Raw genomic sequence first — 15149 nt, 5'->3', positions numbered from 1 at the left:
AAAGAGTCTGAACTTTCAACTGGTCCAGACTCTTGATTGGTTGTAAAGAAGTACGAACGGTATTCGCTGTACGATTCTTCCACAACCTTTTATATGCTTTATTTTCTATGCACTAAATAATAGTACCTTCCTAATCCAATGAACATAATGATAAAGCCCAAAATTGATCGTACAGGGATGTTTGGAAGAAAGAACATCAAAAAAGCTACAAATGCTGTAGGTAACATGACCCGATAATATAAGTGTTTATCCATGTGATCACCTCAAATTTTTTGTAATGTCGCAAATTTGTTTAACTTTGGATAATCATAGATTTCTACTCTAAGATGATTTACACCTTTTTTCACGTCAAAGCTTAAACGTCCTCGTCTTTTTCTTATTCGCTTAAACTGAATATCTGATAGTTTTTCGCGAATTTCATTCAATGGGAGCTGTGTCAAATTTTCAGTAGGTACGTATAATCGTAAAGTAACTAAATATTCTTGATATTTTTCATCGTCAACTGCGATCTCTAAATATTCTTTTATATAGTAGCAATAAGCTTCGATCCCATCATCTAAAGAAATACGGGGATCAATCACTTTGTAAAACATCATCTGCGCCCGCTGCTCATCTACCCAAGGAAAATAAGCTTGTGTATTCAACCGCCCTCTTACTCGCTTTTCGTGGTATTCATCGTTGACAAAATTATAACTTCGAGTAACGAAGAACGTCGCATCCTTTTTCTGAGTCGGTTGCATTCTTTCATTTTGGTATTGAACAGATTGAATACTTTGATCGGTATAAGCATACTCAATGTACGGGGCTTTCAAAAGCCCAACACCATTGTCCCAAGAAAGATGATCAAATCCCAATTGGTCGCGATAATAGGTCTGAAAATGTCGATTCGTTTCCTCAGCCCATTTGAAAGGGTCACGATATAATTGAATACAGATCACACCATTTTGTTTCTCTTTTACAAATTCCACTTGTTGGACATCTAAAAATACTTGTTTCGGAATGATGCGATAGTAGTAAGAGCTGTAATACATTTCCCAACAAGAAGTAAAGCATAATCCCTCGTGAGATAGATCGTAACCAGGCAATTGATTACAATCAATCACAACCGCTCCCGATCGTTCTCTCATCTTTGGCAACTTATCAATAGCTTCTTGTGTTTCAAACTTCAACCGTTCTTCAATTTCTTTAATATTATGATACTTAAATTCATTGTATGAACGTAAGTAAGCAAATACGCCATTTTTATCCATTTTAAGCTGGATATAATCTCTGATCACCGATTCATGTTGTAAGAAAATATTCTTCTCCAAAATATTCTTAATGATCAATTGTTGACCATCAAAATGAAAACGACACTCATTCCTTTCATTTTTTACAGTCAGCCAACCAAATGCGAACTGAGATTCCTGCATTGCTTCCTTTTTAAAGGTTGTCCATTCAAATATTCGTGCTGTCTGACGAGAAGTCTGAAAAAATGAGGGACTAAACATCATCCGAATAAAAAAGAACCAATCTTCCAATTCATTTTCTCTTTGACTTTGATTCAAATCGGTTAATTGAATCGTCATTAATAATTGTTGTTCTTCCACTATACTCTCACTCCTTTCAAAGTATTTTATAATTAAATTATAACCAAGCATAAGAAAAAACTAAAATTTAACGACTTCCAATTATTTTAGTAACTATCCATGGTAGAATAGAAACAAATAATCAAAGAGGTGAATAATTTGGGGCTTAAATTTGAACGTACAGATAATCTTGATAAATTATTTGAATCCTTTGCTGTTGATCCAGAAAAAACAGTTGCTTCAAAAGAAGAAATCGATCGCTTTTTGAAACCAAAAAATGACGAAAAAAAGAACAGACAAAAAAATAGAAAAAAACTAGTAGCAAGCGAATGTTCTCCTCTTTGAGTCCTTCGTCTGCTACTAGTTTTTTATTCTGAAATTGCTTCTTCAATTGCCTGCCAAGCTTCTTCTTTTCCTTGCTTTGTGACAGAAGAAAATAAAATAAACTGATCATTATTATCAAAATCCAACGCTTTTTTGATTTCACTTTCATGCTTGTTCCATTTTCCTCGTGGTATCTTATCCGCTTTAGTCGCTACGACAATCACTGGAATATCGTAATATTTCAAAAATTCATACATCTGGATATCCTCTTGGGAAGGTTTGTGACGTAAATCGACTAAAGAAACGACTGCTCGCAACTGCTCTCTGGTCGTAATATATGTTTCGATCATTTTACCCCATTTTGCACGTTCAGTCTTTGATACTTTGGCATAACCATAACCAGGGACATCGACAAAGTGTAACGCATTTTCAATCAAATAAAAATTCAATGTTTGGGTCTTACCTGGTTTTCCCGAAGTGCGAGCTAAATTCTTTCGGTCAATCAACGTATTGATAAAAGAAGACTTTCCGACATTTGAACGCCCTGCTAAAGCAATTTCTGGTAAATCAGATTCTGGGTATTGTTTTGGTGCAACTGCACTAATCACTATTTCTGCTTGATGTACTTTCATAAAATCTCTCCTAAAAAAGGTCGTTGAAGAAGAAAGGAACTCTATCGAGATGAGAGAAGATTGTTTAATATCACTTTATTAAACAATCTCTGATATACGAAGAGTCGCTTCTTAAACGCCGTGTAACAGGTTGCGAGAAGCATGAATTGATTCGTTCCTTAAAGAAAAAAATCTCGAAACAGCTTCTCATGTTTTGAGGTTTTTTGATTTCATTCTAAGATTCAACGATCGAAAAACTGCAGTTGATTGCGGAAAGTACGTTTTTACATAAACGAAAGTCAGCTTCCCTATTTGTCGATTTTGAGTAATCACAACGTTGAATCGCCTGCTGTCAATAGAATGCCTTAATCATTAATCAATAGTTCGATAAAAAGACAAAGCTGCCGCAAAAGCAATAACTAACTTTCACGACAGCACTCCAGCTTCTATCTGCTTTTATCCCGCTTTTTTCTCAGAATCTTTATAAACGACAGTCGGTTCTCCTGTTAATTCAGCAGCTTCTTTCGTAATGATCACTTTTTCGATATTCTCATTAGATGGGATGTCAAACATAATATCCATCATGATTTCTTCGATGATCGAACGTAGTCCACGTGCCCCAGTATTTCGGGCAATTGCTTTTTCAGCGATTGCTGTTAATGCCTCTGGTTCAAATTCTAATTCCGTATTATCCAAAGCAAGTAATTTTTGGTATTGTTTGACCAAAGCATTCTTTGGCTCTGTCAAAATACGCACAAGATCTTCTGTCGTTAATTTTTCAAGTGCTGCCATTACTGGTAATCGACCAATAAATTCAGGAATCAAACCAAATTTCAATAGATCTTCTGGAATGATTTCTTGCATGACACTTTCGCCATCTGCTAATTTTTGATTTTTAGTCCCGAAACCGATTGTCTTTTCTCCTAGACGATTTTTAACAATTGTTTCAATCCCATCAAACGCACCACCTACGATAAACAAAACATTTGTCGTATCGATTTGGATAAATTCTTGATGAGGATGCTTCCGACCGCCTTGAGGAGGAACGCTGGCAACTGTTCCTTCTAAAATCTTCAATAAGGCTTGTTGGACACCTTCACCTGAAACATCTCGAGTAATTGAAACATTTTCGCTTTTACGAGCAATTTTATCGATTTCGTCAATGTAGATGATCCCTTTTTCAGCTCGTTCCACATTGTAATCAGCTGATTGCAATAATTTCAATAGGATGTTTTCGACGTCTTCCCCAACATAACCAGCTTCAGTTAAACTGGTTGCATCAGCGATCGCAAAAGGTACATTTAACGTTTTAGCTAATGTTTGTGCCAAGAAAGTTTTCCCTGACCCAGTAGGACCGATCAAGCAGATATTACTTTTTTGCAGTTCAACATCATCTGCATCTTCTTGGGATTGTTGATTAACACGCTTATAGTGATTGTATACTGCTACAGCTAATGAACGTTTCGCACGATCTTGACCAATCACATAATTATTTAAGACTTCCAAAATTTCTAATGGTTTTGGTACTTCTGTGAATTCACGTACCGCTTCTTCATAAAATTCTTCATCAATGATTTCTTTGCATAGGTCAATACATTCATTACAGATGTAGACCCCTGGACCAGCCACGATTTTTTTTACTTCTTCTTGTGTTTTCCCGCAAAAAGAACAACGTACGGTCTCATTGCCACTTGGATTATCATACATGGTCTTCACCCCTTAACTTGCATCATAAATGCAAGAAACTATCACAGACTTTACAGTCTTTTACTATCATACCATAATTCAAAAAAAAGCAAAAGCACTAAACAAAAACCAAAAATCGAAAATATGCAAAAAGAGGAAACCTCTCAGTTTCCTCTTTGATAAAATGCAATAAAAGATGATTATTTTGCTTCAGTAGCAGTTCCAGTAATCAAATCAATTGCTTTTTTCATTGTCACATCATGTTCCAACATATCTTCTGTTAACACTCGTTTGATTTGTTCGATTGGCATGTTGTATGTCTCAGATAATTCTTGGATTTCAGCGTTGATTTCTTCTTCTGTTGCTGCTAGTCCTTCTGCTTTAGCGATAGCTTCGATTACAAGATTTGTTTTTGTGCGTACTTCTGCTTCGCCTTCAAATTGTTTGTGCAAGTCTTCTTCTGTAGAACCAGTTAATTGGTAGTACATGTCAGGAGAGATTCCTTGACGTTGCATGTTGTTCAAAAATTCATCCATTGAACGGTGTACTTCATCGTGAACCATCACGTGTGGCAGATCAACGATTTCTGCATTTTCAACAGCTAAGCGGATTGCAGCTTCATCTTTTGCGTCTTCTGCTTCTTTTTCTTTTGCTTCTGTCAATTCTTTTAGATATTTTTCTTTCAATTCAGCTAATGTAGAAACTTCATCATCTACATCTTTTGCAAATTCGTCATCTAATTCAGGTACTTCTTTAGCTTTTACTTCATGAACCGTTACTTTGAACACTGCTTCTTTACCAGCAAGGTCTTCTGCTTGATAGTCTTCTGGGAAAGTAACTGTTACATCTAAGCTTTCACCTGATTTTTTACCGATCAATTGATCTTCAAAGCCAGGAATGAATGAACCAGAGCCTAGTTCTAGTGAATAGTTTTCACCTTTTCCGCCATCGAATGCTTCGCCATCAACAAAGCCTTCAAAGTCAATCACTACAGTATCGCCATTTTCTGCTGGAGCATCTTCTTTGATTACTAATTCTGCTTGAGCTTCTTGTTCACGTTTGATACGTTCTTCCACATCCGCTTCAGTAACTTCACGATCTTGTTTTTCAACAACTAAATCTTTATATTGACCTAATTTCACTTCAGGTTTAACTGTTACTTCAGCAGTGATCACCCAATCTTGCCCTTTTTCCATGCTTTCAACATCGATTTGAGGTTGTGATACAGGTTCGATACCTGCTTCTTTAACTGCTGCTTCATAGCTTTCAGGTAAGACAGCATTCAATGCGTCTTCATAAAGAGCTTCTTCTCCGTACATACGGTTGAATACTTGGCGTGAAACTTTCCCTTTACGGAACCCTGGTACGTTCAAGTTTCCTTTAACTTTATTAAACGCAGCTGTCAATCCTTTTTGAATTTCATCTTGCGCAATCGTAAATTTTAAAACACCATCGTTTGTGCCTTTTTTTTCAAATGTTGCAGTCATTTAGTTCCCTCCGAGTTTAGAAAATTCATTTTATACATCAAAAACGTTTCATGCATACCCTTAAATAGTACACTAACCCTTTCAAATTGTAAACATATTGAATGGTTAGAATCCACGTTTTTCATGACTTTTTTATCTGATAAGTGTCAACGGTCACTTTGAAAGAGTAGCATTTCCCTTAAAATATTTCCCCTTTTTTCTAGGAAATCTGCTTCCTCTGCTTCTGTTTGTCTATTATTATAGTTTGGATCATACATGCTAAGTGTATCAGCAAACCATTTTTGGGGATCACCGACATATGTATCATAAACAGGATAAAGAAGAGCGGATTGCATCATAAATTCTTCTTTTAGCACTGTACTAAGATAGGCATCTTGATCTTCATAAGCTTCTGCTAATCGCATTAATTGTTCATAAGCCTTCTGCTTTTCTGGTTTTGGTAATGTTGCAGGTATGACTTCTATAAACGTCTGATCCATCGTTAAATAAACAACTGGCTGGTGTTTCTTCACTTGCACGAGTGACTCTAACATTTTTGCTCGCACTAATAAGTGGATCTCTGGTAAGATAATCATTTTTTTGATTGTTTGTACCAATTCATGATAAGGCAACTCTTCAATCTCAGAAACAACCAAAAGTTGTTCTGCAGGTGGCATTGTCGGCATTTTTTCAACACTAAGATGAATCTTACGTATTTTTTGACGGTCATTTTGACTCGTGAAATTTTCTGCTTGTTGGATCTTCTCTACCATGAGTTGCTCAAATAAATCAGAAAAATCATAGCTGGCAATTAACTTGCGAGCATAAAGATAATCTTTTGTTTGGATCAGCAGATCAAAATAAAAAGCTGCCACTTTTTCATCTGTCAGGTAGTCATTTTCATAAGGAAACGCCTGATTCAGCGCTTCTTTTTTTTCATCTAGCTCAACTAAGCAAAGGACAAGTAGACGATTCGCCTCAAATGTTCCTTTAAGCTCCAATGCTCGTTGTAAAAATGTCTTTGCTTGTAAATATTGATGATCAGCTAATGCTTGTTGCGCTAGACGCATAAGATTTTCGTATTTATCAGGAAAATCAATCGGCTCCAATGTTCGTTCTCCCTTCGACTCTTTGCCAGTAAAATCATGAATAAAACTATAGTATCAAACATAAAAAAACATGACAATCTTTTTTAGATTGCCATGTTGAAAAAATAAAATGAATCAAGCATTAATTTCTTGATTAAAGGCTTTGACTAGATTTAGCGTGACTACACTCGTATTTGAAAAATAATCACCAATATGCTGTTTTCTTTGATTAAAGATTGTCGGTAAATAGCCAACAAAAAGTAATGGGAATTTCAAAATGAACCGACAAGCGCCTTCTCTCACCAGCACTGTTGTCCAACTCAAATCTGATTCATTAAAGCAAATCACACGAATCCCAAAAATCATTTTTCCAATCGTTTGACCATGATTTAATTTCGTGAATAAAATAAAATAACCAAGGTAAATCAGCAAAGCAGCAAAACCATAAATACTTAAATAAGAATCGGATACTTTTAACCAGTCTAAATTAGCCGCTGATCCAATGGTCAACCGTGTGATTGAGCCAATACAAATCAGATCCACAATAAAAGCGAAAAATCTTATCCAAAATCCTGCATAAAAATATTTAGGAAAGTCATTTACATTGATTTTTTCCTCTTTATCTTCGGTATACTGTTGCCATTGTTGTTGCTTTACTTTGATTTCACTTTCAGATAGTGGTTTTTCTTTAAAAGATTGAAGTACTTTTTGAGAAAAGCCTGGATCTGGACCCACAGCAGGACGATCTGCCTTGTTATGTGAAGTTAAATCTTCTGGTTGCTTCGTCATGCTTACTCACCTCCGTAATAATACATTGCCTTTGGTGATTGAACAGTTCCTTGATTTTCTAAGAAAGACAAGATTTGACTTGTTTCAGAAGCTTTTAAGCCTTGAAGCTGAGCAAGTTTCGAACCGAACCATGTGTTTGCAAAACCAGTAGTATTCGTTTCATATTCTACTAACTGAGCGTTTTCTAAATGTTGCTCACTTCTCATCGCTTTTAACGCGTCTTGTGGATACCCAATTTCATCCACTAATCCGACTGCTTTCGCCTGTTCTCCATCATAAATACGACCATCCGCAATTTTTCGGACTTCTTCTTCTGATTGATTTCGTCCAGTACTGACTACTTTGACAAATCGATTGTAGGCATTATCGATATAAGTTTGTAAGACTTTTTGATCTTCTGGCGTTTGTGGTCTAGTACTTGAACCCATATCTTTCAATGCACCACTTTTTACCGTCGTATCCTCGATCCCTAATTTTTCTAAAAGTCCAGAATAATTAAGACCTGACATGATGACACCAATGGACCCAGTGACTGTTTCCTCTGTTGCATAGATTTTATCTGCTTGGGCTGAGATATAATATCCGCCACTAGCAGCTGTATTTTTCATACTGACATACATTGGAATATTTCGTTCATTTCGGATATCACTGATTGTCTTAGCTATTTCTGCACTTTCATAAACACCACCACCAGGAGAATTGACTTCTAACATCATCCCTTTGATCGTTTTATCTTCTTTTATAGCATTTAATTGCTCCATAAACTTAGCGTGATTGTATCCTTCTGTTGCAAACAAACCTGATGTTCCATCACTAGTGATCGTCCCATCAACAGTCAATTTTACGATTTTTTCTGAACTATCTCCTTCTTCCAGAACCGTGGGCGATAATTCATTAGTGCCATATAATAAGCTATTCAAACCACTCATTTGCTTTTCTTCTTTTGAATTTGACGTCAGGCTAGATGATACCAACGAAACAACCAATAAGCCTGCCGCAATCAACACTGCTATCCAACGCTTTTTATTCATACTCTCCCTCGCTTAATATAAATTTTTGATAACGATCACTGTTTCTTTTTCTCCAGTTGCATTCATTTTTTCTGCTTTTTCGACTAATGTAAATCCATTGAACTTCTCTTTTGTCCACTCATCTTCTACTACGAATTGTTGCGCTTCTCCAATAGTCAACGCATCAGGCGCAATTTCTTGGATACTATCCCAACCAGTATCTAAAAAGATTTTGGTTTCATCATCCACTGTATTTACTTTTTCAAGTTCGGCCAACTGTTTTTTTAGCATGCCTAATGTCAAGACCGCGATATTTGATGCCATTTTTCATCCTCCTTCTTTTACTTACTCTCATATTGTACCGAAGTCTGCAAAAAGATGATAGTCAAAACTTCATTTCGATCCTCCCGCCACAACCATATAGACCAATTTTATTTTTTCTCTTTTTTATTGACAAACATCACACAACAACGTTATCATTTAAGAAGTTTCCAGAAAAATACTAAAAAGGAGTTTAGATATACCATTCTCATTTTAAGGAATAGCGCCTGGTCTGTAGTTACAGATGACGAGGAAAGGGTTTATCGAAATATTCGGCGGATGACCCTAGGGACTGCACTCTATAGGATCGATCAAAACCTATCTGTGAAGATAGAACAAAAATCGATTCCAGCAGCTGGAAACTTTCATAATGATTATATTATAGAAAGTAGGATGTTTTTTATGTGTGGAATTGTCGGAATGATTGGATTTGAAAACGTAACACCAGGATTGATCAATGGTTTAGAAAAATTAGAATATCGGGGATACGATTCGGCTGGAATCTTTGTTGCGAATGACGAAAATGATTTTTTGGTCAAAGCACAAGGTAGAATTCAGAACCTAAAGGATAAGCTAACAAACGAAACAGCAGGAACAATCGGAATCGGTCACACTCGTTGGGCAACTCATGGCGAACCTTCTCAAAAAAATGCGCACCCTCACACTTCTCAAAGCGGACGTTTTGTTCTTGTCCATAACGGTGTAATTGAAAACTTTGCTGAATTAAAAAATGATTATTTAGAAACGGATCAATTTTCAGGGGAAACGGATACTGAGATCATTGCTCATCTTATTGAATTTTTTGCAAATGAAGGACTGGATACAAAATCTGCCTTTGTCAAAACACTTCAATTAATCAAAGGTTCTTATGCTTTCGCATTAATTGATCGTACTCTGCCAGATCAAATTTTTGTTGCTAAAAACAAAAGCCCTCTCTTGATTGGTCTGGGAGACGGATTCAATGTTATCGCCAGCGATGCAATGGCTATGCTGGCTTATACGAAAGAATTTGTTGAAATTGAAGATGGCGAATTAGTGATCGTCACTAAAAATGAGATTTCAATCGAAACGATCTCAGGTCAACCAGTTGAACGAACTTCTTTTGAAGCACAAATTGATGCAGCTGATATTGAAAAGGGCACTTATCCTTACTACATGTTGAAAGAAATCGATGAACAACCGATCGTTATGCGAAAGATTGCCCAAACTTACGTGAACCATGAGAATGAAGTACTGATGGACAAACAACTTTTAGAAACAGCTAAAAACAGTGACCGTATCTACATTGTTGCTTGTGGAACGAGTTACCATGCTGGCTTAGTTGGAAAACCTATTTTAGAACAATTAACCCGTATTCCTGTGGAAGTCCACCTTGCAAGTGAATTTGGTTATAATTTGCCTTTACTTTCAGAGAAACCATTTTTTATTTTCTTAAGCCAAAGTGGAGAAACAGCAGACAGTCGACAAGTACTCGTGAAAATGAATGAATTGAATTACCCATCATTGACGATCACTAATGTACCCGGCTCTACTTTATCAAGGGAAGCTTCTTACACTCTTTTACTACATGCTGGACCTGAAATCGCCGTGGCTTCAACAAAAGCTTATACTGCTCAAATCGCTGTTTTAGCTGCACTTGCTAAAGGAATTGGTCATGAAAAAAATCTTTCTTCAGCTAGAGAATTCGATCTAACGCACGAGCTTAGTATCGTAGCGAATGGCATGGAAGAACTAATTTCTCAAAAGGACTACTTACAGGAGTTAGCATCTGACTATCTAATGGATGCAAGAAACGCTTTTTATATTGGACGTGGAACAGATTATGCTGTCTCTTTAGAGGCTGCATTGAAGTTAAAAGAAATCAGTTATATCCAAGCAGAAGGTTTCGCAGCTGGGGAATTAAAACATGGTACGATCGCGCTGATTGAAACGAACACACCGGTTATCGGGATGATCAGCGAAGAGATAACAGGTGCACACACGAGAGGAAATCTAAAAGAAGTGGAAAGTCGTGGAGCAAAAACTTTGGTTATGGCTACAAAAGGCTTAGATCGACCAGATGACCAATTAGTATTGCCTGTTGTTCATCCTTTACTCACTTCATTAATCACAGTGATTCCTACACAATTGATTGCCTACTATGCGACCTTGCTAAGAGGTCTTGATGTTGATAAACCGAGAAATTTGGCAAAATCAGTGACCGTTGAATAGGAAAAAGGTTAAAAAATATAGCATGTATCACCATGAAAAAAGCCAAAAAACAATGAAATTTAGTTTTCATTGCCTTTTTGGCTTTTTTGTGTAGTCATCAATCAGTTCGAAAATGACTTTTTATTGTTTTAACCTATTTTGCATCGAGTCCCCCATCTAAAGGAGCTAAGCATTAGTTCCGGGCTGTTTTGCTTGATGGCTCTTTTTTTGTCTCCTGTAAGATAACAGGATTGTTACACTCACTATGGTTAGCCCCAGTAGTTGTAGCAATGGACTAACTTTATTACCCGTAGCTGGTAACTGTTTACTCACCTTTTTAGCAGTATTCTTATTCACTTTTGCTTCCTCTTTTCCTTTATTAATCGCTCCATTATTTTTTGTTTCGGTTTCTTTTGCCACAGGTGGTTTTTCCGTTGATTCTTTTTCTATCTCTTCCTCTAAAGGAGGAACCGTCTCATGTTTTTTGCTTGTCTGCACAATGATTTTATTACTTTCTTCCGAGAGATCCCCTTCTTTGTTTTTCGATTTAACTACATAAGAATATTTCGTATTTTCCTGTAAATCTTTATCAGTATATAGTGAGGTTTCCCCCGCTACTTCTCCTACCAATACATTGTTTCGGTAAACTTGATAGCTCATGATTTCCTTCGATTCATTAGGTGCGTCCCACATTAAAGCCACTTCATGTTCTGTGACACGGGCTGATCTCAGTTTAGTAGGGGGCAACGGGCGACTCACCTCAATTGTCATTTTCGTTCTTGCTTTCACTGCACTACTCGCTTCTGATAGATTACCAGCTTGATCAACCGCTCTGATTTTATAGGTATAAGTGGTAGCCTCCATCAAGCCTGTATCTATGTAGGATAATTCCGTACCAGACAGTGTTTGGATTAACTGATCATCTCGATAGACGTGATAACCAGTGACACCCACATCATCGATTGCTGCTTCCCACGACAAGCTGACACTGTTAGTTGTTACATCATCGATTCGTAAATTCAAAGGGGGCGTAGGAGGAGTCAGATCTTCTGCTGATTTTGTCCTAGCCGTTACCGCATTACTTGCTTCTGATAGATTCCCTGATGGATCAACAGCTTTGACTATATAGGTATAGGTGGTATCTTCCATCAACCCTGTATCTATGTAGGTTAAGTCCGTACCAGTTAGCGTTTGAACCAACTGATCATCTCGATAAACGTTATAACTAGCTACATCAACATTATCGATTGCTTCTTGCCATGACAAGCTGACACTGTTAGTTGTTACATCATCGATTCGCAAGTTCAAAGGAGCTGCAGGAGGAAGAATTTCTTCTGTTGGTTTTGTCCTAGCCGTTACTGTATTACTCATTTCTGATATGTTTCCTGCCTGATCAACTGCTCTTACTTGATATGTATACATCGTATCTTCCATTAATCCTATATCCGTGTATGCTACTTCCTCCGCACCAATAACCCCTTAAATTAACTGATTGTCTCGATAAATGATATAACCGATTACGTCAATGCTATCTGTCGCTGATTCCCACGATAAGCTGACACTATCAGTTGTTACACTAGTGACTTTTAAATTCAAAGGCACTGCAGGTGGGCTGCTACTCGCCAGTTTTGTCCTAGCCGTCACTGCATTACTCGCTACTGATACATTCCCCGCTTGATCAACTGCTCTCACTTCATACGTATAGGTAGTATCTTCCGTTAATCCATTGTCGGTATAGGCGAGGTCTGCACCGTTTACTGTTTGAATCAGTTGGTTGTCTCGATAAACCAAATAACCCATTACGCCTACGTTGTCTGTTGCAGCTTCCCAAGACAAGCTAACACTATCACTTGAAACGTCGTTGACTTTCAGATTTTTAGGATTGGTAGGAGCTTCCAAATCTAATGCAGTGGCTTGAACGTTATCAAAATATGCTGTCCCGTTTCCACTAGACGCAAAACGGATAATATATGTATTTTCACCTTCCGGAGTCGTAAAGCTAAATTCATGTTGTTTCCAAGCATCATTATAATGTCTCTCATCCTTCAACGAAATAAACCCTTCCCCATGATTAAGCGTGCCAAATTCCACAATTGCTGGAAACGAAGGGTCTCCGATCACATAATAAGTGAATTGATAGGTCGTTTTCGGTTTTAACTGAACATATTGCAGGATATTCTCTCCATTTGATGCCATTACATAATGATTGCCACTTTCATCTGTCACAAGTGCAGGATTGTTACTTCCAGGATTGGAAACGATCCAGTGATTCAACCCATCATTAAATTCACCATTTTTTATAATCACCTCTTCTGCTAGTTGATAAGAGGGTGCATAAGATGGATCAACCGCTACTACAATGACCGGTTTTACAAATAGAAAAACAATCATCATCAATCGAATCAGTTTTTTGAAAATTTTCATATTTACCTCCTCTAAATTAGTTGTTTCGCAAGTTAGTTTAATCTATTCAGAGATAAAAAAAGCCCTTTTTTTTCGTATAATTAGAAATTAAAGTTCTATCATAACAACTTTTAACGGAGAATATTCTAAACCCAACGCTAATTTTATACAAAAAAGTAGTTATCTTGGAACAATCATTTGACAGCAACCCAAATTTGTTTTCCTACAGACAAAAAAACTGTTATTCACAAAAACAAGAAAACATTTTTGTAAATAACAGTCGATTACTATTAAAATGAGAAAAATTTTAGTTCTTATTCTTCAAGTCCGATCTCTTCTCGAACAACTGCAGCAATCTTATCCACGTAATATGCTACTTTTTCATCCGTTGGCGCTTCAGCCATGACACGTAATAATGGTTCAGTTCCAGAAGGACGAACTAAAATTCTTCCTTCACCAGCCATCTCAGCCTCAGTTTCTTCAATCACTTTTTTGATCGCTGGAACTTCCATTGCACCATTTTTGTTGCTTACTCGGATATTTACTAATTTTTGTGGGTAGATCGTCACTTCGCTCGCTAACTCGGATAATTTCTTCCCAGTTTGCTTCATGATATTCAGTAATTGGATTCCTGATAGCATTCCATCACCTGTAGTATTAAAGTCAAGGAAGACCATATGACCAGATTGTTCTCCACCAAAATTATAATCATTTTTTCGCATTTCTTCTACAACATAGCGGTCACCAACCTGAGTAACTACGTCCTTCAAGCCAATTTCTTCCACCGCTTTATGGAATCCTAAATTACTCATGACCGTTGTAACGATCGTATCTTTTTTCAAACGATTTTTCTTTGATAGGTATTTCGCACAAATGAACATGATTTTATCACCATCAACGATGTTCCCAAGTTCATCCACTGCAATAATTCGATCCCCATCACCATCAAATGCTAAACCGGCATCGGCGCCTTTTTCAACAACCATTTCAGCTAACTTTTCAGGGTGTGTTGAACCAACACCATCGTTAATATTTAAGCCATTAGGGCTGGTACCCATCGTATAAAAATCTGTTTCTAAGTCTGCGAATAAACGGTTGACAGAAGTTGCTGTCGCCCCATTTGCCGCATCGACACAAACGGTTAGGCCTGATAGATCCCCATTGATCGTTTGCACTAAGAATTGAGAATATTTTAATAAGCCTTCTGGAAATTCTTCTACTGTTCCTAATCCCTCTGCTGAAGGACGTGGCAATTCGTCCACTTCGGCATCAAGCAATGCTTCAATTTCTAATTCTTGTTCATCCACTAATTTAAACCCATCAGCACCAAAAAATTTGATTCCATTATCTTGTGCAGGATTATGTGAAGCAGAAATCATCACGCCGGCATTGGCTTTTTGCAATCTTGTTAAATAAGCAACTCCTGGTGTGGAAATGACGCCAAGTTGAAATACTTCAATACCAACTGATAACAAACCAGAAATTAAGGCTTCTTCTAGCATTTGCCCAGAGATTCTGGTATCACGCCCAACTAAAACCCGTGGACGTTTCCCTTCTGTTTCATGTTGGCTTAATACATATCCGCCACATCTACCTAACTTAAACGCTAATTCTGGTGTCAATTCTTTATTGGCTTCGCCACGGACACCATCCGTTCCAAAATATTTACCCATAATTGTAAATTTGCTCCTTT

General features: G+C 37.1%; 13 protein-coding genes. 2 read left to right on the top strand and 11 right to left on the bottom strand.

Annotation, left to right across the window (positions count from 1 at the left end):
• Nucleotides 1-263: 263 nt before the first annotated feature.
• A complete protein-coding gene (locus EHR_RS09990) occupies nt 264-1592 on the bottom strand; it encodes a hypothetical protein (protein WP_025480505.1) in 1329 nt (442 codons plus the stop codon).
• Between the two features lie 135 nt (nt 1593-1727).
• Between EHR_RS09990 and EHR_RS09985 the strand changes: the two genes are divergently transcribed.
• A complete protein-coding gene (locus tag EHR_RS09985) occupies nt 1728-1913 on the top strand; it encodes an SPJ_0845 family protein (RefSeq protein ID WP_014834608.1) in 186 nt (61 codons plus the stop codon).
• Nucleotides 1914-1936: 23 nt separating this feature from the next.
• On the opposite strand, the gene yihA is transcribed toward EHR_RS09985, so the two are convergent.
• The 7 genes from yihA to EHR_RS09950 form a co-directional block, all read right to left on the bottom strand.
• Nucleotides 1937-2524, bottom strand: coding sequence for a ribosome biogenesis GTP-binding protein YihA/YsxC (gene yihA, locus EHR_RS09980; RefSeq protein WP_010718969.1), 588 nt, complete (start codon nt 2522-2524; stop codon nt 1937-1939).
• A 435-nt stretch (nt 2525-2959) separates the two neighbouring features.
• Nucleotides 2960-4210, bottom strand: coding sequence for an ATP-dependent Clp protease ATP-binding subunit ClpX (clpX, locus tag EHR_RS09975; protein ID WP_010718968.1), 1251 nt, complete (start codon nt 4208-4210; stop codon nt 2960-2962).
• A gap of 179 nt (nt 4211-4389) precedes the next feature.
• Nucleotides 4390-5676 (bottom strand): trigger factor, encoded by a 1287-nt coding sequence (gene tig / locus EHR_RS09970; protein WP_010718967.1) that lies wholly within the window; start codon nt 5674-5676, stop codon nt 4390-4392.
• 146 nt (nt 5677-5822) lie between these two features.
• Entirely contained in the window at nt 5823-6764 is a 942-nt protein-coding gene (locus EHR_RS09965) for a hypothetical protein (protein ID WP_010737728.1), read from the bottom strand.
• Nucleotides 6765-6878: 114 nt separating this feature from the next.
• Entirely contained in the window at nt 6879-7532 is a 654-nt protein-coding gene (locus EHR_RS09960; protein ID WP_010737729.1) for an RDD family protein, read from the bottom strand.
• Nucleotides 7533-7534: 2 nt separating this feature from the next.
• Nucleotides 7535-8563: a signal peptide peptidase SppA gene (gene sppA, locus EHR_RS09955; RefSeq protein WP_010718964.1), complete on the bottom strand. Its 1029-nt coding sequence runs from the start codon at nt 8561-8563 to the stop codon at nt 7535-7537.
• Nucleotides 8564-8575: 12 nt separating this feature from the next.
• The gene (locus tag EHR_RS09950; RefSeq protein WP_010737730.1) at nt 8576-8866 is read right to left on the bottom strand and encodes a hypothetical protein; all 291 of its coding nucleotides are present in this window, start codon (nt 8864-8866) and stop codon (nt 8576-8578) included.
• A gap of 399 nt (nt 8867-9265) precedes the next feature.
• Between EHR_RS09950 and glmS the strand changes: the two genes are divergently transcribed.
• Nucleotides 9266-11074, top strand: a complete 1809-nt coding sequence (gene glmS, locus EHR_RS09945; RefSeq protein WP_010737731.1) for a glutamine--fructose-6-phosphate transaminase (isomerizing) — start codon at nt 9266-9268, stop codon at nt 11072-11074.
• A gap of 165 nt (nt 11075-11239) precedes the next feature.
• Here the strand turns inward: glmS and EHR_RS09940 are convergent, their stop codons facing one another.
• The 3 genes from EHR_RS09940 to glmM all read right to left on the bottom strand — a co-directional run bounded on the left by EHR_RS09940 (nt 11240) and on the right by glmM (nt 15129).
• A complete protein-coding gene (locus EHR_RS09940) occupies nt 11240-12475 on the bottom strand; it encodes a fibronectin type III domain-containing protein (RefSeq protein WP_243464867.1) in 1236 nt (411 codons plus the stop codon).
• A gap of 57 nt (nt 12476-12532) precedes the next feature.
• Complete coding sequence (locus tag EHR_RS09935; protein WP_010737733.1) at nt 12533-13477, bottom strand: fibronectin type III domain-containing protein; 945 nt, start codon at nt 13475-13477, stop codon at nt 12533-12535.
• 293 nt (nt 13478-13770) lie between these two features.
• Complete coding sequence (glmM, locus tag EHR_RS09930) at nt 13771-15129, bottom strand: phosphoglucosamine mutase (RefSeq protein ID WP_010718960.1); 1359 nt, start codon at nt 15127-15129, stop codon at nt 13771-13773.
• Nucleotides 15130-15149: the final 20 nt, after the last annotated feature.

The organism is Enterococcus hirae ATCC 9790 (assembly GCF_000271405.2).
Taxonomy (GTDB): domain Bacteria; phylum Bacillota; class Bacilli; order Lactobacillales; family Enterococcaceae; genus Enterococcus_B; species Enterococcus_B hirae.
This window is presented reverse-complemented; position numbering and strand designations above follow the sequence as displayed.